The 20,621-nt window shown below is 39.9% G+C and carries 18 protein-coding genes; 9 read left to right on the top strand and 9 right to left on the bottom strand.

Annotated elements, in window-relative coordinates:
- Positions 1–40: 40 nt before the first annotated feature.
- From pdhA to EWM59_RS10945, 3 genes are all read right to left on the bottom strand, one after another.
- A complete protein-coding gene (gene pdhA / locus EWM59_RS10955; protein ID WP_130021016.1) occupies positions 41–1,057 on the bottom strand; it encodes a pyruvate dehydrogenase (acetyl-transferring) E1 component subunit alpha in 1,017 nt (338 codons plus the stop codon).
- 357 nt (positions 1,058–1,414) lie between these two features.
- Positions 1,415–5,014: a M1 family aminopeptidase gene (locus tag EWM59_RS10950; RefSeq protein ID WP_130021015.1), complete on the bottom strand. Its 3,600-nt coding sequence runs from the start codon at positions 5,012–5,014 to the stop codon at positions 1,415–1,417.
- The gene (locus tag EWM59_RS10945) at positions 5,011–5,934 is read right to left on the bottom strand and encodes an ABC transporter ATP-binding protein (RefSeq protein ID WP_130021014.1); all 924 of its coding nucleotides are present in this window, start codon (positions 5,932–5,934) and stop codon (positions 5,011–5,013) included. Before EWM59_RS10945 ends, EWM59_RS10950 begins: the two co-directional genes overlap by 4 nt.
- 248 nt (positions 5,935–6,182) lie before the next feature.
- On the opposite strand from EWM59_RS10945, the gene EWM59_RS10940 reads away from it, so the two are divergent.
- Both EWM59_RS10940 and EWM59_RS10935 read left to right on the top strand, forming a co-directional pair.
- Entirely contained in the window at positions 6,183–7,202 is a 1,020-nt protein-coding gene (locus EWM59_RS10940) for a sensor histidine kinase (protein ID WP_130021013.1), read from the top strand.
- A complete protein-coding gene (locus tag EWM59_RS10935; protein ID WP_130021012.1) occupies positions 7,192–7,917 on the top strand; it encodes a LytR/AlgR family response regulator transcription factor in 726 nt (241 codons plus the stop codon). Before EWM59_RS10940 ends, EWM59_RS10935 begins: the two co-directional genes overlap by 11 nt.
- A gap of 129 nt (positions 7,918–8,046) precedes the next feature.
- Here EWM59_RS10935 and rpsJ read toward each other — a convergent pair whose 3' ends face one another.
- Both rpsJ and recF read right to left on the bottom strand, forming a co-directional pair.
- Positions 8,047–8,352 carry a 30S ribosomal protein S10 gene (rpsJ, locus tag EWM59_RS10930; RefSeq protein WP_101724935.1) on the bottom strand — a complete coding sequence of 102 codons (306 nt, stop codon included), beginning with the start codon at positions 8,350–8,352 and terminating at the stop codon, positions 8,047–8,049.
- Positions 8,353–8,547: 195 nt separating this feature from the next.
- A complete protein-coding gene (gene recF, locus EWM59_RS10925; protein WP_130021011.1) occupies positions 8,548–9,654 on the bottom strand; it encodes a DNA replication/repair protein RecF in 1,107 nt (368 codons plus the stop codon).
- 136 nt (positions 9,655–9,790) lie between these two features.
- Here recF and EWM59_RS10920 point away from each other — a divergent pair, with 136 nt between their 5' ends.
- The 7 genes from EWM59_RS10920 (at position 9,791) to EWM59_RS10890 (ending at position 17,357) form a co-directional block, all read left to right on the top strand.
- The gene (locus EWM59_RS10920; RefSeq protein ID WP_130021010.1) at positions 9,791–11,146 is read left to right on the top strand and encodes a sugar porter family MFS transporter; all 1,356 of its coding nucleotides are present in this window, start codon (positions 9,791–9,793) and stop codon (positions 11,144–11,146) included.
- A 218-nt stretch (positions 11,147–11,364) separates the two neighbouring features.
- Complete coding sequence (locus EWM59_RS10915) at positions 11,365–11,691, top strand: hypothetical protein (RefSeq protein WP_130021009.1); 327 nt, start codon at positions 11,365–11,367, stop codon at positions 11,689–11,691.
- Between the two features lie 473 nt (positions 11,692–12,164).
- On the top strand, positions 12,165–13,673 hold the full coding sequence (atpD, locus tag EWM59_RS10910) for a F0F1 ATP synthase subunit beta (protein ID WP_130021008.1): 1,509 nt from the start codon (positions 12,165–12,167) through the stop codon (positions 13,671–13,673).
- A 2-nt stretch (positions 13,674–13,675) separates the two neighbouring features.
- A complete protein-coding gene (atpC, locus tag EWM59_RS10905) occupies positions 13,676–13,918 on the top strand; it encodes an ATP synthase F1 subunit epsilon (RefSeq protein WP_130021007.1) in 243 nt (80 codons plus the stop codon).
- Between the two features lie 306 nt (positions 13,919–14,224).
- On the top strand, positions 14,225–15,214 hold the full coding sequence (moaA, locus tag EWM59_RS10900) for a GTP 3',8-cyclase MoaA (protein ID WP_130021006.1): 990 nt from the start codon (positions 14,225–14,227) through the stop codon (positions 15,212–15,214).
- Positions 15,215–15,284: 70 nt separating this feature from the next.
- Positions 15,285–15,728, top strand: coding sequence for a peptidylprolyl isomerase (locus tag EWM59_RS10895; protein WP_130021005.1), 444 nt, complete (start codon positions 15,285–15,287; stop codon positions 15,726–15,728).
- A gap of 252 nt (positions 15,729–15,980) precedes the next feature.
- Positions 15,981–17,357: a protein-disulfide reductase DsbD family protein gene (locus tag EWM59_RS10890; protein ID WP_130021004.1), complete on the top strand. Its 1,377-nt coding sequence runs from the start codon at positions 15,981–15,983 to the stop codon at positions 17,355–17,357.
- Here the strand turns inward: EWM59_RS10890 and aat are convergent.
- The 4 genes from aat to EWM59_RS10870 all read right to left on the bottom strand — a co-directional run bounded on the left by aat (position 17,347) and on the right by EWM59_RS10870 (position 20,574).
- The gene (gene aat / locus EWM59_RS10885; protein WP_130021003.1) at positions 17,347–17,973 is read right to left on the bottom strand and encodes a leucyl/phenylalanyl-tRNA--protein transferase; all 627 of its coding nucleotides are present in this window, start codon (positions 17,971–17,973) and stop codon (positions 17,347–17,349) included. The genes EWM59_RS10890 and aat overlap by 11 nt on opposite strands.
- 85 nt (positions 17,974–18,058) lie before the next feature.
- The gene (locus EWM59_RS10880) at positions 18,059–19,078 is read right to left on the bottom strand and encodes a toxin-antitoxin system YwqK family antitoxin (RefSeq protein ID WP_130021002.1); all 1,020 of its coding nucleotides are present in this window, start codon (positions 19,076–19,078) and stop codon (positions 18,059–18,061) included.
- Positions 19,079–19,260: 182 nt separating this feature from the next.
- Positions 19,261–19,752: a DUF2911 domain-containing protein gene (locus tag EWM59_RS10875; RefSeq protein ID WP_130021001.1), complete on the bottom strand. Its 492-nt coding sequence runs from the start codon at positions 19,750–19,752 to the stop codon at positions 19,261–19,263.
- A gap of 84 nt (positions 19,753–19,836) precedes the next feature.
- Entirely contained in the window at positions 19,837–20,574 is a 738-nt protein-coding gene (locus EWM59_RS10870) for an ABC transporter ATP-binding protein (RefSeq protein ID WP_130021000.1), read from the bottom strand.
- Between the last annotated feature and the right edge of the window lie 47 nt (positions 20,575–20,621).

Raw genomic sequence — 20,621 nt, 5'->3', positions numbered from 1 at the left:
GGCGGTCCGACGAATTCCATTCGGTGACCCGAGTATATAGTTACTCTCTCAAGAAAGGATAATCTGATTGCACATAGATATCTTCGAATGCTGTTTCCGGTTTAGGAAATGGAGATTCTTCAGCAAATTTCACTGCTTCTTCTACTTTTCCTTTTACACGGTTATCTATTTCTTCCAATTCTGCTTCTGTTGCAATGCCGTTAGTTAAAATACGGTGGCGAATTAACTCTACCGGGTCACGCATTTTCCATTCTTCTACTTCGTCTTTCGTACGGTATTTTTGTGGGTCAGACATTGAGTGCCCACGGAAACGGTAAGTTTTAAATTCCAGGAAAGTTGGGCCTTCGCCTGCTCTTGCACGGTCTGCGGCACGTTTTACGGCTTCGTGTACCATTTCAACATCCATGGCATCAACTGGTTCTGCTGGCATATCATAAGACTCACCGATAGTATAGAGTTCTCTTACGTTTGAGGTACGGGCTACCGAAGTACCCATAGCATAGCCGTTATTTTCTACAACAAAAACCACAGGCAATTTCCAGGTCATAGCCATGTTGAAGGCTTCGTGTAACGCTCCCTGACGCACAGCACCATCGCCAAAATAACACATACAAAGGTTTTGTGTGCCTTTATATTTTTCAGCGAAAGCAATACCTGCACCTAAAGGAATCTGCGCCCCTACAATCCCATGCCCACCAATAAAGTTTTTTTCTTTATCAAAAATGTGCATCGAACCACCTTTACCTTTGGTTGTACCTGTTTCTTTACCATATAGTTCAGCCATAATCTTGTTAGGGTCTGTTCCTAAGGCTAATGGATGGCCGTGGTCTCTATAAGCTGTAATCCACTTGTCGTCTTTAGTTAAGGCAGAAACAGCGCCCGAAGAACAGGCCTCTTGCCCGATATATAAGTGACAAAACCCACGAATCTTTTGCTGCCCGTATAATTGTCCGGCTTTTTCTTCAAATTTTCTTTGAAGAAACATAGACTCGTACCAATACATATATGTTTCTTTACTGTATTTTACCTTTGGTGCTTTTTCTTTCGTAGCTGCCATCTGAATCTATTTTGCTTAAAATTTAAAATGTTATTTTGCTTAGCAGACAACAAATTCAGTATCTGAATTTACCCTCTGTATTTTCACTATTTTTTATGCTTTTGAAGCATTTTTTTAATAAAATACAAATCTATTGGTACAACATAAGTAAAACAAATCTAAACTTATATAATATCAAAAGATTTCATTTCCTTGGCAAAGTTACCTTTAATCGCACTTTTTTTAAAATATACATAGAAATATTTTTACTTTAAGCTAAGCAGAAATCTACAATACCACCCAAATATGGCAATACCATAGAAACATTAATAGTACTGCTTAGATACAGTAACCTATACTTAATTGTTTTTTAAGAAACTAATTATCTGGTTTCACCTCTATACTATTATCGTTTATCTCCCAGTCTATCAGTAAATAATTAGGGTCTATTGCTGCTCGGGCAGGTTTTTGCGATACTGTTACAATAATGGTTTGCTCACTGGAATTGATGTAGTGTTTTTGCAGATAAAGCAGCCTGCCTGTTTCTTTTCCCTCCTCGGGCTGTGCAAAAACCCCGATTTCTACCCAGTCTTTCATCGGCAGTTTAGTTTCTTTTCCGATGCTATCTATTACATGCTTGTTTGCCTGTACATTAATCGTTACCTGCCATAAACCTGTTTTGATTTTCTTTACTTTAGCTTCCTTTGCCTCCAGTTTCCAGAAAGTATTCTTCTCAAATAGGTCGTGTAGCATATACTGGAGCGAATCAGGAGTTGCCGCTTTCAATTCTTGGTATAGATTCAGCGAAGTAGGTAAAGGAGGTATGCCTGCACTGTGTTTGGATAGTAATTTTTTAAGTGCCCCATTTACTCTGTCTCTACCAATATACTGGCTTAGCGCATACAGTGCAAAAGGGCCTTTGCGGTAGTACTGATACCAGTCGTTAGCCTGTAGAAGTGGTAAAGCGGCACGGGTACGTGGATTTTCATTTTCTTCACGTAAAAAATTCAGGAGGCGCCTGAGATGTACAGCACCGTATTTATCCTCTACAACCCCCAAAGCAGAGTACCAAGCCAGGCTTTCTGAGAGTAAACCTGCACCCTCTACCCGAGCAGGTGTTAACTGACCTCCCCACCACTGATGCGCCATTTCGTGTGCTATCACTGCCGTTACCAAATCAAGTCCTCGTGGGTCATCCTTCGGATTCAGTAGAAAGAAACCCTCTTCTGCCGTAATAGTAGCAGGTGTCGAGTGGTTACTAATGCTGTATCCGGGATACGAAACAAACCGAATCAGCCGATGTGGGTACGGGCCGAATTGTTGGGTATAATATGCCAATGAGGCTTGTACACTCAGTGCCATGCGTTCTATATTCTCGGTTTGACCCGGGTCATAATAGATTTGTATAGCCTCATCATTCCATCGCTTTTCATACACTGCATAATTAGCCGAAAAGAAATTATATTCGTTCCTGATGGGGGCATCGGTAGCATAGTGGAAATATCGGCGACCACCTTTGGTCCATGTCCGGCGCAACAAACCTGGCGCAACTGCGGTCTGGCTACTATCTGTTCCTACAACTGCTTCGAAAGAGATTTGTTCCCTGAAAGGTGCATCTTTGCGTGCGTCAATGTTATAAAGTGAGGGAGTCTCAGGCCGTGAAGAAAGCTTATATTGTTTTCTCTGACCAATATCATTGAGTTCTCTGTATGATTGATACCCAATAGCAGGCAACCATTCATAATTGCGGAAGTTGGTGCCATTAGCCATTACAAAGTTCTCTGCTCCGCTGTTTGTAAAGCCTCGGGCTTTATAACGCACTTCAAAACTGAGTTGTAGTGAGTCGCCGGGCTGAAGGGGTTCAGTAAGTGTATAAATCTGGTAACCTAAATTTTCATCAGCGAGTACCTGCTTTGCTGGTCGGTCAAAAGCAATATCAGTAGTCTGAACTGTTTCAGCGATGGATAGGTAGATAGAATCGATAGATGCTGTACTATTGTTTAACAAATAATACATACCTCTTATTTCTGTCTCCCGTTGCTTCGGATAAATCTCAACATTCAGATTAGTTTTTGTTAACCGGGGTTGTGGTCGGTTCTTGTATTTCGCATAGTGCTGTTCGTACATAGCCCTTTTCTCCATTGTATCTGAAGCGGTAGTATAGTCATTCAGCACATTGGTATTGTAGAAAATAAAACCACCTGATAACAGGATGCTTCCAACCGAAATAGTAGCAATTAACATAGTAGAAGATTTGAAGCGACGACGAGCCAGGTGGAGTCTTGAAGCAAAACTTACCTCACGGCTCCGCACCCAAAGCAGCCTTGCCAACACAGCTAATAGTGATGCCCATGAAACCCAATATAATTTGAACCATAGCCAAGGTGCAAGAGAATTACCAAAACCACCCATATCTGTATAAACCCATGACGGGCTGGCGCCGAAAATGAGAAGTTTATGCTCAATGCCCAGATTAGCAGCAAAAACAATGAAACCATAGACCAGCATTGCGAATAGATGTCCCACGAATTTCTGATTGACCACTACATGCGCAAAAAGAGCTAATAGAGCGAAAAGCAGGCAATCTACCAATTGGAACCCGAAAAGGACTTGCCAATATAGCCCTATCTCAACACTGGCACCGCCTATACCCACTTGCACTACTATTCCGGCTATCATTACAAAAACCAACCACGTTACCAATATCAGACTTAGCCCCAGAAAATTGCTCAGGAAAAAAGTCCATTCCAGTACCGGAGACGCATTGGCAATCTCGCTTAGTCCGGTTTCCCGTTCTCGCCACACCAGTTCTCCGGCATAGTAAATAGTTAGCAAGGCGATAATAATCCAGAAAAACTTCGGTTCTGTCAAGGGAGACGTCAGGTAATGCAGAACCTGGTCGGTTCGGGGTATGAAAGGCACGCCTCTTGTCTTTAGATTTCCATTTCCTGGGGCAGCCAATCCCATCATCAAAGCTAAAGCAGCCAAAAGAGGAAGACCGACGCCGCTTTTGGTAATTTGTAGAAAGGCTTTCCAGGTAAGAAGGCGTAACTGGTACCCATGCGTAGCAAATCCATAAATGCCCCTGACCTGCGGCAAGGCATACGCTGTTCCCCAGTTCAGCTTTTCTCTGGTTACTACCTCTGGTTTTAGGGGTTTAACAGATTTTCGCTTTCCACTTGTTTCCGGTAAGACGAACCGAAACCGGAAATACGTGAACATTAGCATACCTATTGATACCCCAATCCACAGGAGACGATTTATTAAAAATGAGCCTTCTAATACAAACAAGCGGGTATTTCTCTCTATTGGACTCCAATCATTCAGATGCCTCATAATAGGGTTGAAACTCATAGGATCTATCAAATCCACCCATTCTCCTTTATTCTGAAATACCATCCCGAATAAGTAGGCTGTTACGAAGAGAGCCACCCCACCCAGATAAGCTCCCATAGCCCGGCGAGTGAGTACCCCCAGCGAGCACTGAATAGCCGTTGCGATAAAAACGTTTGGTACTATGATGTAGAAAAAGGCTGTGAGATACGATGCCAACCGGAATGGGCCCAGAATTTCTGTTTCTATGCCAGAGAGATACATAGCAAACAGAATGCCCAAAGGTATGGCCAGCATAGTAAGCACATTGAGTGTGAGAGCAGCCAAAAATCGCCCTCCCAGATATTCTGCTTTGCTGACGGGAACGGTATAAGTGAGAGCGTGCATGCGTGTCTGTATATCACGGGCTGCTGCATCTCCCGCCACAGATGCACCTACCGGAAGCCAGTGAACGATACATAAGACCGAAACGGTAGCAATGACAATAGGCGCATTGAGTAAGAAATATCCTGCTCTTGCATCATAACTATAATTCTCTGTTACAACCAAGAAAGCAAAGCATAATACAACTACAAAGTAAAGCCACGTAGCAATATTGCGTAACTGATAGATGAACTCAAAGCGAAAAACTTTAAGGAATTTCATTTTTTACCCTCCTTCTTCGATACATGGGGTTGAACATAATTGCCTGTCATGGTACTAAAATATAAATCTTCTAAATCAGGCTCCACCGACTCAAAACCGTTGCCAGGTATTTCCTGACTGTAAATGTGTACCATAGTACGGCTCCCCAACATTTTGGCAGAAATAACCTTGTATTCCTGTTCTAAGGCAGGCAGTGTATTTTTATCTATTAGTTTGCGCCAGATATAACCTTTAAGAGCAGCAACCGCCTCTGAGGTCTGTGCTTCTAACAGAATCTGGCCCTTATTGATGATGGCCATATTTGTACATAATTCTGATACATCTTCCACGATATGCGTAGAAAGAATTACGACACTGTTTTCTCCTAATTCGCTTAAAAGATTCAGAAAACGCACCCGTTCGGCCGGGTCAAGTCCGGCTGTTGGCTCATCTACTATTAGTAGTCTGGGGTTATTCAGTAGTGCTACAGCCACACCAAAGCGTTGCCGCATACCACCTGAATAGCCACCTAATTTCTGCTTACGCTTGTCCCAGAGATTGGTTTGTTTGAGTAAATTTTCTGTAACTTCCCTTCGCACAGTTCTATTCATAATCCCTTTCATTACCGCAAAGTGGTCAAGCAGTTCTTCTGCACTCGCTTTGGGGTAAACGCCAAACTCTTGCGGAAGGTAGCCCAGTGTCTTACGCAATTCCTCTTTCTGATTCACTACATCAATGTTTCCTAAAAATATTTCCCCTTCATCCGGCTCTTGCAGAGTAGCAAGCGTGCGCATAAGGGTTGATTTCCCTGCACCATTCGGGCCTAACAGCCCGAACATGCCCGGAGGAATATCGAGCGATACATTATTCAATGCCTGAACTCCGTTGGCGTAAGTTTTGGAGACATGGCGAATGGACAAGTGAAAGGATTGGTTTTTCATAATTTTGTTCTGAATTAATCGGTTAATCTTTCGGATAGAAGCACTTTTAAGGATACTTTCTCAGTACAAAGCAATCATTACCGGAATAGAAAGCGAAAAGCGATATGCTGATTCAGTAAAGGAATCGACCAGTTGCTGATTTGCTTCCGCCAAAATGTCGGTAGACCTGATTTGACCTTTCATAGATTGCTATAAGGCTCCGGTCGATAAGATGATTAGAGAATGTCAGGAAAGACTATCTTTGTTTGATGAATCGGGTTAAAAACATATTCTCAGTAGTCCATATTGTTCTCTGGACGCTATTCACCTTGTTGGTTGCTCTCCAACTGGGAGGTGAGGGCGATGCTAACTGGTTAAACACAACCATAGGGTTTACCCTGACCTGTTTGTATGTTTTTTACACGCATTTTTTTCTTCTGACTTACTATTCAGATAAAAAAAAGAAGACAGCATATTGGCGCAGGCTGGCAGGAATTTTATTGACAGGGCCTTTTCTTTTTTCGTATTTCCATTACCTCAAGCAGAATAGCTGGAATCTTTTCATTAATAACTATATGATGGCTCTGCTATCTATTGTGCCGATTTTTATTTTGCTTAGCTGGTTGGCAAGGATTACAGAAAATCTGGTACTTAATACCATCAGAAAAGAGCAATTAGAGAAACAGGCTGTAGAATCTGAACTCTATTATCTCAAATCACAGATTAACCCGCATTTTCTATTTAACACTCTTCATAATATCCATACGTTGGTGTATAAACAAGCTCCGGCTGCTCCTGATGCTGTGATGCAGCTGGCTTCTCTGATGCGTTATATGATATATGAGTCGAACGCCCCTACTGTGCCGCTGACAAGAGAGATTGAGTATTTACAGGATTACATCCATTTGCAGCAACTCCGGTATAAACAGAATCCGGTGGTGGACTTGAAAATAGAAGGAGCAACTGAAAACTGTCATATTGCCCCATTGCTGTTTATTCATCTCCTTGAAAATGCCTATAAACATAGTCCGGCACGGCTAAATCCCGGCGATATAAAGGTGAGTGTAGTGATAAAGGATGTTGTTCTTACCTTTAGTGTGCAGAACCCCATTGGCAAGAATCCGGCTCATACACTTGATGAACCAAGTGGTATTGGCTTGCCCAATGTCCGGAAAAGGCTAACTTTGCTCTATCCGGGTCAGCACACGCTGGAAATCCATAATGTAGTTGAAACGTTTTCTGTCGTTCTCAAAATTTACAGTACTCAATTGCAGCCTCATGAAAGATAAGCTTACCTGCTATATTATTGATGATGAGCCACTGGCGCAGGAGATACTGGAAGCGTATATCTCAAAGGTTTCTTTTCTGGAATTGAAAGGTAGTTTTATGAGCCCACTGGAAGCCGCAGGTTCTCTGGAAAAGGACAAACCCGACCTTCTGTTTCTGGACATCAATATGCCAGACCTTGATGGCCTTAGTTTTATACCGATGCTGAATCCTAAACCTATGATTATTCTGACTACGGCCTATGACCAGTATGCTCTGAAAGCCTTTGAACTGGAAGTGAAGGATTATCTGATGAAACCTTTTTCATTTGAAAGATTTTATAAAGGAGTTCTGAGACTATATCAGGAACAGAGCCCTAAACAGCCTGAAAAGAAAGAAGTTAAAGCAGAAGCAAAGCATGAACAGGAGTACATATTTCTGAAAGTAGGGCATCGCATTCAGAAAGTGGCTATCCGTAATATTCTTTTTGTAGAGGGGATGAAAGACTACCTGCGGATTCATACCACTGAGGAAAAAATCATGACTCTACTGAATTTTGCCAGACTGGAAGAATTGCTGCCTTCAAAGGATTTTGCCCGGGTGCATCGTTCTTTTCTGGTTGCTATTGATAAAATAGACCATATTGAAAAAAACAGAATCTGGATTGCTAATCAGGTTATCCCCATTAGTGAGACCTATCTTGATTCTTTTTTTAAAATGCTGAAAGGTATTCAATAAGAATTTCATCTCTGAATTTTTTCGCTCAAATTTCATTTGTTTGTCTTCACTCTCTGAGGTAGCCTTTGTGTGCATAAAAAAAGCCTCTGAACAAATCCAGAGGCCTCTCACATCAGTATTAAGAGATAACTATACTTTAATCTCTACGTCAACACCACTTGGTAATTCCAGTTTCATCAACGCATCAACAGTTTTCGGGCTTGCCGAGTAAATGTCGATCAGACGTTTGTAAGTACATAACTGGAACTGCTCACGTGATTTTTTGTTAACGTGCGGAGAACGTAATACAGTGAAGATTTCTTTGCGAGTAGGCAACGGAATTGGTCCGCTTACAACGGCTCCTGTAGATTTTACAGCCTTCACAATTCTCTCAGCCGATTTGTCCACCAAGTTGTGGTCAAATGACTTTAATTTGATTCTGATTTTTTGTGACATTGGTTCAAAGATTTTTAGATGAACCCCTCCGAAAGAACCATTTGCTTCAGAAAAGGGGCGAAAAATGCGCCGATTTTTTCAACGCGGGTGCAAAGGTAGGGAAAAATTTTGGAAAAAGGAGAACGGAGAATGGAAAAAGTGAGATAAAAATTGGAGAAAGTAGTACGGAGAAAGGAAAAGGGAATAGCTACACTTTTACGAGTTTACAGTCTTATGCTCAGGAGTAATCGTAAAATACTTTACCTCAGCCTTTACCTCTTCTAAAATCTTCTGGGTACGTTCAGGACGGGCATCTGTAATAAATACCTGCCCGAAGGTATGATTGTTGATACTTTCCACCAGACTATGGATTCTTCTATCGTCTAATTTATCGAAAATATCATCTAATAGCAGCATAGGCTTTGCTTCTTTCAGCGTTTCAATCATTTCAAATTGAGCCAGGCGAAGCGCCATCACAAATGATTTTTGTTGCCCTTGTGAACCGAATTTTTTGATGGGATAGGTACCAATTTCAAATATATAATCATCTTTGTGGATACCCTTGGTTGTGCGTTGTGCCCGCACATCGGTTTGTCTGTTTAACCGGAATTCCTGTGGAAACTCTCCACTTCCTACTTCAGACTCATAAATAATCTCTACTTCTTCCCGGCCTTCACTGATAATGGCATAGTGTTTTTTAAAAATAGGCAGAAAACTGTCTATAAAGTTTCTTCTCTGTTTATAGATGCGTAAAGCTAATTTTACCAAAGGGTCAGAATAAGTATCTAATAAATCCTGATCTACAAAATTCCGGTCGGCAAATATTTTCAGCAGGCTGTTTCTTTGTTCTAAAATCCGATTGTATTGCTGATAGTCGTTCAAATATTCATTGTCCATCTGCGATAGTACGCCATCAAAAAAACGTCTTCTCTCATCACTGCCTTCCTTAATCAGTTCTGTATCGTCCGGGGCAATTAATACTACCGGAAACTGTCCTATGTGGTCTGAAATTTTCTCATAGGGTTTCTTTTCGTGCATCAATATTTTACGCTGACCTCTTTGAATAGAGCAGGTAATCTGATGTGTTCGGTTATTTTTCTTGAAAACCCCGTCAATCAGCATGAACTCTGAGTCATGATTAATATTATGCGCATCCTGATGGTGAATAGAGCTTTTGCTGAGGGCAAGAAAGTAGATGGCATCGAGCAGATTGGTTTTTCCACTACCATTCTCACCAACAATACAATTTACTTGTGAAGAGAAAGTATAGGAGGCTTCCTGGTAATTTTTAAAATTAGAGAGAGAGATTTTTTCTAAAAACATTCTGCAAGTTTCAATGACCAATATTTAACGCCACGGAGATTAGGCGTCCCCTTAATAATCCGTGATACGAATTTACGAAATTTTTCGCAAATTTTTACTTTATTTGTACTCTTACTTTAACTTAACCTATGCATTTATGAACAAGAATACCCTTCTTTATTTCATTGCTGCCGTAGCTGCTACCGGCGGACTTCTATTTGGTTTTGATACAGGCGTTATTAATGTGGCACTCCCTTCTCTAAGAGCTCGTTTTAATCCAAGCCCTGAAACAGAAGGCTGGATTGTAGGGGCAGTATTGGCAGGTGGCATGCTCGGGCCATTCATCAGTGGACCATTGACAGACGTGCTGGGCAGAAAGAAAATTAATATTGTGGCTTCTTTAGTTTTTGTGGTGGGTTCAATTATTACTGCCATTGCGCCAAGTATCGCTTTTCTCATTATTGGTCGCTTATTTTTAGGTTTGGCCATTGGTATTGTGGCATCTACTGTTCCGCTTTATCTGGCAGAAATTGCTCCAACCAATATGCGTGGACAACTGGTAACTTTCTTCCAGTTAGCTATAACCTTAGGTATTCTGCTTTCTTATGTAGTAGGCTATTTCTTTGCCGAGCATGAAGACGGTTGGAGAAGTATGTTCTGGGCGGGTTTTGTTCCGGCAGCTATTCTGTTTTTAGGTATGTTGTTTGTACCTGAAAGTCCAAGATGGTTAATCAGTAAAGGACGAGAGACCGAAGCATTAGAAGTATTAAATCGCTTACGTGAACCTGAACAGGCTCAACAGGAACTGGCCAATACTAAAAGAGTGATAGACAGCGAGAAACATAACAAGGCAAGTTGGAAAATGCTATTCAGCAAGCGCCTGCGTATCCCTCTATTTATTGCTGTTGGCATTTTCTTTATTCAACAGTTTTCGGGTATTAATGCCATTATCTATTTCTCGACTGATATTTTCAAAAACGTATTCCCTGAGGGTAACACGGCCGCTTTAGCTACGGTTGGAGTTGGAGTTACCAATTCATTAGCAACTATTTTTGCCATTATGTTTCTGGATAAATGGGGACGTAAACCATTACTCTATACCGGACTTATTGGTACAGCTATCTGTTTATCAAGCGTAGGTTTAGCATTTTTTCTAAAAGATTCTCTGAATCCTCAATTACAACAAATTATGTTAGTTGGTGGGGTTTATGTCTATATTATTTTCTTTGCCATCAGCTTAGGGCCATTAGGATGGTTATTGATTTCGGAGATTTATCCATTAAAAATCAGGGGATTTGCTTCGAGTATGGGCAGTTTCAATCACTGGGTATTTGATTTTTGCGTGGCTTATACCTTCCCAATTATGGCGGCTACTTCTTTGGGCACTAACGGTGGTATATTCGGAATCTACGCTATAGTAGTAGTATTAGGGCTACTTTTTGCCAGATTTATTGTTTTTGAAACCAAAGGCATGAGTCTGGAAGACATTGAAGAAAAGTGGAAGCATAGCTAATTAGAGAGGTTATAAGTTTTTCTGCGTTTATTTTAATTATTGACCCAATAGTCTCTCGCCTGTATTATACGTTTGCTCAAAGCGAGAGGGCTCTGTCACCATATATATAGTCCTGCAACTGGTAATAGTAGAAGACCTATTAAGTTTGAGCGAACTTACACTATAGAAGGAGCTTCCCTGTCAATAAAGGTTTTGATAATTTATTTAATTTTCATAAAATGGAAGAAATTGTAAATACACTTGTAGAAAAGTGTAAAAGCCGGATTAACTCTGAAAAAAATTGGGATGTGGCCACTTTTATTATAGAATATTACATTAAAGAACCTGGAAATGGTTCATGTTGCTTACAGATAGCTTCTAATGGAGAGTTTTACCCTATTAATATGTCAAAATTAGGAATGTTGGAAATACTTAAAGAAATCCAAGATACTACATATACTAAATGGAATAAAGCTGTATTAACTGTTTATAAGGATGAAACTCATTATTTTAAAACCTGGTGGGATGCTGAACTCCAAAAATCTTTATATGGTACTGAAGATTAGTGTTTAATTCTGGCTTCACTTTATAAATCAACAAGCTGAAAGGCCCCATTCTATTGTCTTGATAGTTGCTATTTGTAAGGCCTATACTTAAAAAGGAGACTTTGAGGTAATCAAGTAGGGAATGCAAGACATTGAAGAAAAGTGGAAAACCGATTAATTCTGAAACCTCCAACTTTTTTACGTCATATTTTAATTCGGCTTTAATACTTTTTTATTCAACGGCTCAAAAGACATTTCTATAGCATTCATCGACAGTTTATACGAGAATTTCTCAATTTTTTACCAAAATCATATTTTGCTTTTATTAATAATAATGTCCTAAAACGGGGGAGCTATCTAAAAAAAATACAAAATCCTTGCGTAAGATTTTGCTTTTGCAAAGTAGAAGTATTAATTTTGCGTCCCAAAACGAGGTGTTGCTATTTCAGGCTTTATTTCGTTTTAATCTATCTAAATTTTAAAATACTCCATAAATGGCTAATATTGGTAAAATCTCACAGATTATCGGACCCGTGGTTGACGTGAGTTTTGAGGGCAAAGGTTCGTTTATCCCCCCTATTCTTGATGCGTTGTCAGTAGAAAAGGCAAATGGTCAAAAGGTTGTCTTAGAAGTACAACAACACCTTGGCGAAGACCGTGTACGTACTATTGCGATGGACGGTACTGAAGGTTTACAACGTGGTATGAACGTTACACACTTAGGATCACCTATTACTATGCCAACAGGCGATGCTATCAAAGGTCGTTTGTTCAACGTAGTTGGTGAGGCAATTGACGGATTGGAGCAAGTTACTACTCCGGGTATGTCTATCCACCGCGCGGCACCGAAATTTGAAGAATTAGCAACTTCAACTGAAGTTCTTTTTACCGGTATTAAAGTAATTGACCTTTTGGCCCCTTATGTAAAAGGTGGTAAAATCGGTTTGTTTGGTGGTGCGGGTGTAGGTAAAACCGTATTGATTCAGGAGTTGATTAACAATATTGCAAAAGCTTACGCAGGTCTTTCGGTATTTGCCGGTGTAGGTGAACGTACACGTGAAGGTAATGACTTACTTCGTGAGATGATTGAGTCTGGTATCGTGAAATACGGTGACGCATTCAAACACTCAATGGAAGAAGGTGGCTGGGATTTGAGCGTAGTAGATAAAGAAGCTTTGAAAGAATCACAAGCAACCTTTATCTTCGGTCAGATGAATGAGCCTCCGGGAGCACGTGCTCGTGTAGCCTTATCAGGTCTTACAGTTGCGGAACACTTCCGTGACGGTGATGGCGAAGGCAAAGGTCGTGATATTCTTTTCTTTATCGATAATATCTTCCGCTTTACACAAGCTGGTTCTGAGGTATCCGCTCTATTAGGTCGTATGCCATCTGCCGTAGGTTACCAACCAACATTGGCAACTGAAATGGGTAATATGCAAGAGCGTATCGCGTCAACCAAACGTGGTTCAATCACATCGGTACAAGCGGTATATGTACCTGCCGATGACTTAACCGACCCTGCTCCTGCAACAACCTTTACCCACTTAGATGCTACTACGGTATTGAGCCGAAAAATCTCTGAGTTGGGTATCTATCCTGCGGTGGACCCTCTTGATTCATCTTCACGTATTCTTTCTGCTGCTGTATTGGGCGATGCTCACTACAACACCGCACAACGTGTAAAAAATATCTTACAACGTTACAAAGAGTTACAGGATATTATCGCTATCCTTGGTTTGGAAGAGTTGTCAGAAGAAGATAAATTAATCGTGTCTCGTGCACGTCGTGTACAACGTTTCTTGTCTCAACCATTCTTCGTAGCTGAACAGTTTACAGGTTTGAAAGGGGTTTTGGTTGATATTAACGACACAATCAAAGGCTTTAACGAAATCATGGATGGCTTGCATGACCGTCTTCCTGAAGCAGCTTTCAACCTTGTTGGAACTATTGAGGCTGCGGTTGAGAAAGGAGAAAAACTGATTGCAGAAGCGAACAAACAATAATCATGAATTTAGAGATAATTACCCCCGATAAAAAAGTCTATACTGGCGAAGTAAACTCAGTTTCTTTCCCTGGTAGCGAAGGTCGTTTTCAGGTTCTGAAAGACCATGCTCCTATTGTCAGTACACTTGCCAAAGGTGATTTGGTGATCGAAGCAAATGGCAAAAAACAAACATTTGTGGTAGATGGTGGCGTGGTAGAAGTAGTAAAAAACAAAATTCTGGTACTTGCCGAGGCAGTAGCATAATTTTATATCATATCTTTAAAAGAGGCATGGGTTTCCATGCCTCTTTTGTTTTTTGTGGGATTGTGAGTAATTTTAGGGGGAATTTAGTGAATGAGCGATTGAGTGATTACTTTTTAATTGCGAATCGTGAATGGCGAATTAGTGAATAATTATGTTACAAATATATATTGTGGCACTTTATGCGAATAAATTCAGTTATTATAGTCTATTCGCTAATTCGCCATTCACAATTCATAATTAAAACAATTACTGCGAAGCAGCCTAATCACTCATTCACTAAATCACAAAATCACTCAATAGCTCATTATGCTCATAGACAATCATGGCAGACCAATCAATTATTTGAGGTTAGCAGTTACAGACCGTTGTAATCTGCGATGCTTTTACTGTATGCCAGAAGAAGGCATTCAGTATCTGCCCAAACCTCATTTGTTGAGCTATGAAGAAATGATTCGATTAGTAACCATATTGGCCGAAATGGGTATCAGCAAGGTACGTATTACCGGAGGTGAGCCGTTTCTGAGAAGAGATATAATGCCGTTTCTGTGGAAACTATCAGAGATTGAGGGGATTAATAAAATCAATATTACAACTAATGGGGTATTGACCGCTCCGCTCGTGCCTGAGTTGAAAAAATTAGGTGTCAATTCAGTAAATCTGAGTTTAGACTCTCTCGACCGCCAACGCTTTTATGAAATAACCCGCCGGGATGAATTTCCAAAAGTATGGGAGACATTAGAGACACTCTTAGCACATGATATTCCTGTGAAAATTAATACAGTAGTAATGTCAGGGAAAAATGATGAAGATATTCTATCAATGGTAGAACTGGCAAGAGACCAGAACGTATCAGTAAGGTTTATCGAAGAAATGCCGTTTAATGGGGCCGGGCTTCGACCTGACCAGATACAGAATTTCTGGAGTTATGGCCGGATAATGGATTTAATACGTTCGGCTTATCCTGAAATATACCGTCTACAAGATGAGCCTAATTCTACTTCTTATAATTATCAGATTCCGAACTTTAAAGGAAGCATTGGCGTTATTGCTGCTTTCAGCCGTACTTTTTGTGGTACTTGTAATCGTCTCAGGGTAACGCCTACAGGCGTTTTTAAAACCTGTTTATATGATGATGGTGTTTTTAATATCCGTGATATGATGCGTCAGAAACTTTCTGATGATGAAATTAAGTTATTGATTAGCGAAGCACTCCAAAGCCGTGCTTTAGATGGTTTTGAGGCTGAAAGAAACCGAAAAAATCTGGTTTCTGAATCTATGACTACCATTGGTGGTTAAAAATATGTTTTAAAATTTATTCCATATAATTCTAAATTTTCAAACGGGTCGCCGCAACGAAACCAAACACATGTTAAAAGCTGAGATGATTACCGATAAGGGTACAATGCTTATCGAATTCTACGAACAAGATGCTCCGATTGCAGTTAATAATTTTGTAACACTTGCTAAAAAAGGATTTTACGATGGTTTAAAATTCCACCGTGTCATTCCTGACTTCATGATTCAGGGTGGAGACCCAACCGGAACAGGTGCAGGTGGCCCAGGCTATACTATTCCTTGCGAGTTAACAGGTAATAATCAATATCATGATAAAGGCGTGCTATCTATGGCTCATAGAGGTCGTAATACAGGGGGTTCACAGTTCTTTATCTGCCATAACCGCTCTAATACGGCTCACCTTGACCGTAACCATACTTGTTTCGGGAAAGTAGTAGAAGGTCTTGATATTGTTGATGCTATCCGTCAGGGAGATAAAATTCAAAAAATCAACATTACTGAAACAGAGGCATAATATTTGTAAAAGTTTTGTTAAAAGCTGCCTGAGATGAAATTTTTCAGGCAGTTTTTTGTTTAATGTTAATAACGGTATTGAACTTGTCTCTATATGATACAGCGAATGAATTCGCTGTCTAAGAAAACAAAGGAATAATTTTAGTATTTAAAGCGGACTTAAGTCCGCTTATGTAAGAAAAAGACCTTTGTTATTTTAGCCGCCGACTTCAGTCGGTGAAATTTAGACAAGTTCATCAACACAAACTACTCTATGCAAGAAAGTAATACACTGATTGGATTTCTACTGACTGCTTTTTTAGCGGGTTTTGCCTCTATTTTCATGCCTTGTATTTATCCGATTATGCCAATGACGGTTAGTTTCTTTACGAAACAGTCACAAGGTACAAGCAAAGCTACATTTTATGGTTTGTCTATTATGTTTGTCTTTGCTATTATAGGTTTGGTTGCTACACTTTTTGGCGCACCTTTCCTTAATTTCATCAGCACACACTGGATTCCTAACCTTATATTCTTTGTTATCTTTGTCGTTTTCGGAATCTCGCTTTTAGGGGCGTTTGAGATTGTGTTGCCACATAACATGGTGAATAATATTGATAGAATGTCAGAAAAAGGTGGCTTTTTAGGTATATTCTTCATGGCTCTTACCTTAGTAGTAGTCTCTTTCTCATGTACAGCTCCGTTTGTAGGTTCTTTATTGATTTTAGCGGCTAAAGGTGAAGTTTGGAGACCTTTATGGGGAATGCTTGCTTTTGGATTACCATTTGCCGTAGTTTTCACCTCTTTAGCAATGTTCCCGCAATGGTTGAAAAGCCTGCCGAAATCGGGTGGATGGATGAATGAAATGAAAGCCGTTTTCGGAATTTTAGAGTTTGCTTTAGCTTTGAAATTTCTGAGTAATATTGATTTAACTTACCATTTCAACCTGATTTCCCGTAATCTTTTCTTGGGTATCTGGATTGTTATTTTTGCAGCTATTGGCTTATATATTTTAGGAATTATCCGTTTGCCTAAAGACAATAAGGTTACCAAGTACAGTGTACAACGTGTGGTTTTTGCGTTTATCTTCTTTGCATTTACAGCCTATATGGCTTCCGGTTTTGTTAAAGGCAGAGAATTAAGCCTTTTATCGGGTTTATTGCCTCCTAAAGCCCTGAACACGACAGTAGCAGATGGTTCTAAGCTCAGAGCCTTGCCGCACGATTTACAGGGCTTTTATGACTATGACGATGCGCTGGCTTATGCCAAAGAAGTAAACAAGCCTATATTTATCGATTTCACTGGTTATGCCTGTGCTAATTGCCGCAAGATGGAAGAGAATGTATGGCCTAAACCGGAAGTGTTAGAAAGACTTAAAAACGAGTTTGTGATTGCTTCGTTGTACGTGGATGATAAAAAGGCATTACCAAAAGAAAAACAATATATCTCGAAATACGACGAGGAATTGAAAGAAACCATTGGCGATAAAAACATGGATCTTGAAATTACCAAGTATAATAATAATGCACAGCCTTATTATGTCATTGAAGATACAAATGGCAAGCTGATTGTGAAACAAGCCATTGGTTATAGTTCAACAGAAGATTTTATTAAATTCTTAGACGAAGGAATTAATAATTTCAAGAAGTAAGCGGATTAAACAGATGTTCAACTTCGACCTCAGTAAATCTGGCTTTGCGGCTGGTAGCTCTTTTGAGTTTTTTCATGTACTCTGCCTTACTGATTTCTATGGCTCCAAAACGTTTTACGTTGTCATTGATGAATTGTGTGTCTAATAGCTCAAACTTTTGTTTTTTGAGCAATTCCATCAGGTAATTAAAGGCTACTTTTGAGGCATTGGGTTCGGTATAAAACATAGACTCACCAAAAAACGCCGACCCTATAGATACGCCATAGAGCCCGCCTACTAAACGATTATCCAGATAAGCCTCTATACTGTGAGCAAATCCAATCTGATGAAGCCTTGTATAGGCATCTATAATTTCTTCCGAAATCCAGGTATCTTCTGAGTCTCTGCGTGGTTTGGAACATGCTTCCATTACCGCCCGAAAATCGTAGTCGATACGGACTTCAAATAAATTTTTATTAATGATTGGTTTCAGAGATTTGGGGGGTCTGTAGGTATCTATGGGTATAATGGCACGGGGGTCCGGAGAGTACCAATAAAGTGTTCCATCAGAATCGGCCATCGGAAAAATACCATTTATATAGCCGTAAATTAAATCATCAGCGGATAGTGTAGTCATTTCTTTGCGTTGCAAGAGCACTAACAAAGATAAGAAAAAAAATGAGAAAAACTAAGAAAAAAGCCTTTTGCTTCTATCAAATTATTTAATTTTTCTTCACTTTCGGAGACTCAAAAACCATCTTCCCGCGCTCGTCATATTCTCTGATTATGTATGATTCAAAGGTAGTATCAAAACAATCTTTGCCATACTGAACTTCTTTTTTACGTCTGTTTCCGGTAGGATAATACTCTACCCACTGGCCTATTTTCACACTATCATCCATCATTCCCTGTTCGGCCAGTGTGCCACTTTCGTTAAACAGAAAGTATTCACCGGTTACCTTATCATAGTTTTTAGGAATCACTTCTTTGATTTTATGTTTTGACTCATCATAGTAACTGATAGTGGCGTCACGAGAGAAGCCTTTCTCAAAATATTCTTTATTAAGCAGGTTATTGTTTTTATCATATAGCTCCCAGCGGCCGTGTTTTGTACCCATATAATACCACCCCTCTTCTACCAATAGATCACCTAAATATTTTTTATAGGGCCCGTGCATCAGGTCATTTCTTTCTTTGTCTCGTCCTATACCTTCTACTATTCTATTAGCTTTATGATCGAACCAGAATAAATGACGGCTGTATAAATCGGGTTGTTTGTATTCTTTCAGCGTATAAAACTCACTATAGGTTAGTCGGCTACCGCTTCCCTGCCGCAGAATCTGTTTTTCTACTTTCAAACCCTCATAATCTCGGCCGTTAAATTCTTTTTTAAGACTTTTCAGTTCTTTCTTTACCTTCTTGAAGCTCTTTGAAATCTTTAATCCCAAATCCGGTAAGGTTTCTGTGGCAAATTTCTTGGCATCATCTACACTTGAAATATTCAGGTTAGGTGAGGCTACAGACCCATCTTTAGAGCCCAAAGCAGAAGAAGAAACACCTCCGGACGCAGAAGCACCAGCCGATACCTTAGGACCACCGCCTATTTCAACGGCATCTTTTAATATATCTTTTGCCTTTCTTTTCTTAGCAGTCGGAACCGAACTTGGTGTCGGGGTTTGTGCCACAGCATGAATACCTGTTAAAAGGCCTGTTCCTAAGATGATTATTGGTAGAACTCTCATTTTTGTTAAACGCCATTTTACTTCTCTATACAAACGACCAATGTCTAAAAAAATTTTACTCTTTTTTCTGACATCTGGAATTTATGTAAAAATAACATGTTTCGTGCCATATTAATATAAGCAGGCAACAAAAAAAGCAGAAGCACATGCCTCTGCTTTTTATCACTACACTTACCTAAACCCTAAAACTCCATGGGAACACTCACTTGAGTGGTATCCCAGGCGATGGTTAAAACCTTATCATCAGTAGTGATTGTTAGCTTTTCAACTGGCGTTGACAATGTTTTTACAGGTACTGTTACTTCTGCTACGTTTTTGTCTTTGATTTTTTCGTAGCCGTAAGCACCCCATTGTTTCAACTCACTGTTTAATATGATTGTCCACTCTTTCTCTCCTAATTTAGAGAAAAGTGTATAAGTACCTGCTTTTACTGCTTTACCACCAAATTTTACATCTTTGGCAAAAGTAATTTCTGTTGCTTCATCTGCTCCCGTTCTCCACACTGTTCCGAACTTTTCTAAGCCTCCGAAAATTACACGTCCTTTTTTAGAGGGTTGTCCATAAGTTACTTTTACATTTTTGCTTTCAGCAGTTACATGTGGACTCGCTTTTTGTGCAAAAACTAAAGAAGTAATTGAGAATAAAAATGAGAGTAGTAATACTGTTTTTTTCATAGTAATAAGTTAAATTAGTTATGGTATTTGATATATGATTATTAACGAAAAAAAATGCCGATTAGTTTAAGACGTCTCTAAAAATTATTCTTTGGTCTTTTCAGCAAACAATTTTGCCATCTCCCGGGGGTTAGTTGGCGTAGCATTCACCTTATCAGACTCTACCAGACCATCGCGTAACCGAACAATTCTGTGCGAATACCGGGCTATATCTTCTTCGTGCGTTACCATTACAATCGTATTACCTTTTGAGTATAGCTGATCAAACAACTCCATGATTTCGTAAGAGGTTTTTGTATCCAGGTTACCAGTAGGTTCATCGGCCAGTAATATACTGGGGTCGTTCACCAAGGCTCTGGCAATAGCCACACGTTGACGCTGTCCACCTGATAATTCATTTGGTTTGTGATGGGCTCTGTTTTCCAGACCTACGTTTTTAAGCGTCTGCATGGCTTTCTCGGTGCGTTGAGATTTGGTGTAGCCTGCATAAATAAGTGGTAGTGCTACATTTTCTAAAGCAGATTGACGAGGCAAAAGATTGAAAGTCTGAAAAACGAAACCAATTTCTTTATTTCTTACTTCGGCTAATTCATTCTCACTCATACTACTCACGTCCTGGTTATTCAATACATAACGTCCTCCCGTCGGAGAATCCAGACAACCGATGATGTTCATCAGTGTAGATTTTCCTGAACCAGACGGCCCCATGAATGCCACGTATTCTCCCTTGTTGACTGAAATGGTAACTGACTTTAAAGCATCAATTATTTCGCTACCCATAATGTAGCGCTTAGAAATATTGGTAGTCTCAATTATTTTCATTAGTAATTCTTAATGAGTGAGTACATGAGTGTATGAGGCATTTAGGT

The organism is Emticicia agri (assembly GCF_004168285.1).
GTDB classification, from domain to species: Bacteria; Bacteroidota; Bacteroidia; order Cytophagales; family Spirosomataceae; genus Emticicia; species Emticicia agri.
This window is presented reverse-complemented; position numbering and strand designations above follow the sequence as displayed.

Excerpts from the sequence above, each read along its gene's own strand:
- pdhA (WP_130021016.1), bottom strand. The coding sequence starts at position 1,057 with ATGGCAGCTACGAAAGAAAAAGCACCAAAGGTAAAATACAGTAAAGAA.
- EWM59_RS10950 (WP_130021015.1), bottom strand. The coding sequence starts at position 5,014 with ATGAAATTCCTTAAAGTTTTTCGCTTTGAGTTCATCTATCAGTTACGC.
- EWM59_RS10945 (WP_130021014.1), bottom strand. The coding sequence starts at position 5,934 with ATGAAAAACCAATCCTTTCACTTGTCCATTCGCCATGTCTCCAAAACT.
- EWM59_RS10940 (WP_130021013.1), top strand. The coding sequence starts at position 6,183 with ATGAATCGGGTTAAAAACATATTCTCAGTAGTCCATATTGTTCTCTGG.
- EWM59_RS10935 (WP_130021012.1), top strand. The coding sequence starts at position 7,192 with ATGAAAGATAAGCTTACCTGCTATATTATTGATGATGAGCCACTGGCG.
- rpsJ (WP_101724935.1), bottom strand. The coding sequence starts at position 8,352 with ATGTCACAAAAAATCAGAATCAAATTAAAGTCATTTGACCACAACTTG.
- recF (WP_130021011.1), bottom strand. The coding sequence starts at position 9,654 with ATGTTTTTAGAAAAAATCTCTCTCTCTAATTTTAAAAATTACCAGGAA.
- EWM59_RS10920 (WP_130021010.1), top strand. The coding sequence starts at position 9,791 with ATGAACAAGAATACCCTTCTTTATTTCATTGCTGCCGTAGCTGCTACC.
- EWM59_RS10915 (WP_130021009.1), top strand. The coding sequence starts at position 11,365 with ATGGAAGAAATTGTAAATACACTTGTAGAAAAGTGTAAAAGCCGGATT.
- atpD (WP_130021008.1), top strand. The coding sequence starts at position 12,165 with ATGGCTAATATTGGTAAAATCTCACAGATTATCGGACCCGTGGTTGAC.
- atpC (WP_130021007.1), top strand. The coding sequence starts at position 13,676 with ATGAATTTAGAGATAATTACCCCCGATAAAAAAGTCTATACTGGCGAA.
- moaA (WP_130021006.1), top strand. The coding sequence starts at position 14,225 with ATGCTCATAGACAATCATGGCAGACCAATCAATTATTTGAGGTTAGCA.
- EWM59_RS10895 (WP_130021005.1), top strand. The coding sequence starts at position 15,285 with ATGTTAAAAGCTGAGATGATTACCGATAAGGGTACAATGCTTATCGAA.
- EWM59_RS10890 (WP_130021004.1), top strand. The coding sequence starts at position 15,981 with ATGCAAGAAAGTAATACACTGATTGGATTTCTACTGACTGCTTTTTTA.
- aat (WP_130021003.1), bottom strand. The coding sequence starts at position 17,973 with ATGACTACACTATCCGCTGATGATTTAATTTACGGCTATATAAATGGT.
- EWM59_RS10880 (WP_130021002.1), bottom strand. The coding sequence starts at position 19,078 with ATGAGAGTTCTACCAATAATCATCTTAGGAACAGGCCTTTTAACAGGT.
- EWM59_RS10875 (WP_130021001.1), bottom strand. The coding sequence starts at position 19,752 with ATGAAAAAAACAGTATTACTACTCTCATTTTTATTCTCAATTACTTCT.
- EWM59_RS10870 (WP_130021000.1), bottom strand. The coding sequence starts at position 20,574 with ATGAAAATAATTGAGACTACCAATATTTCTAAGCGCTACATTATGGGT.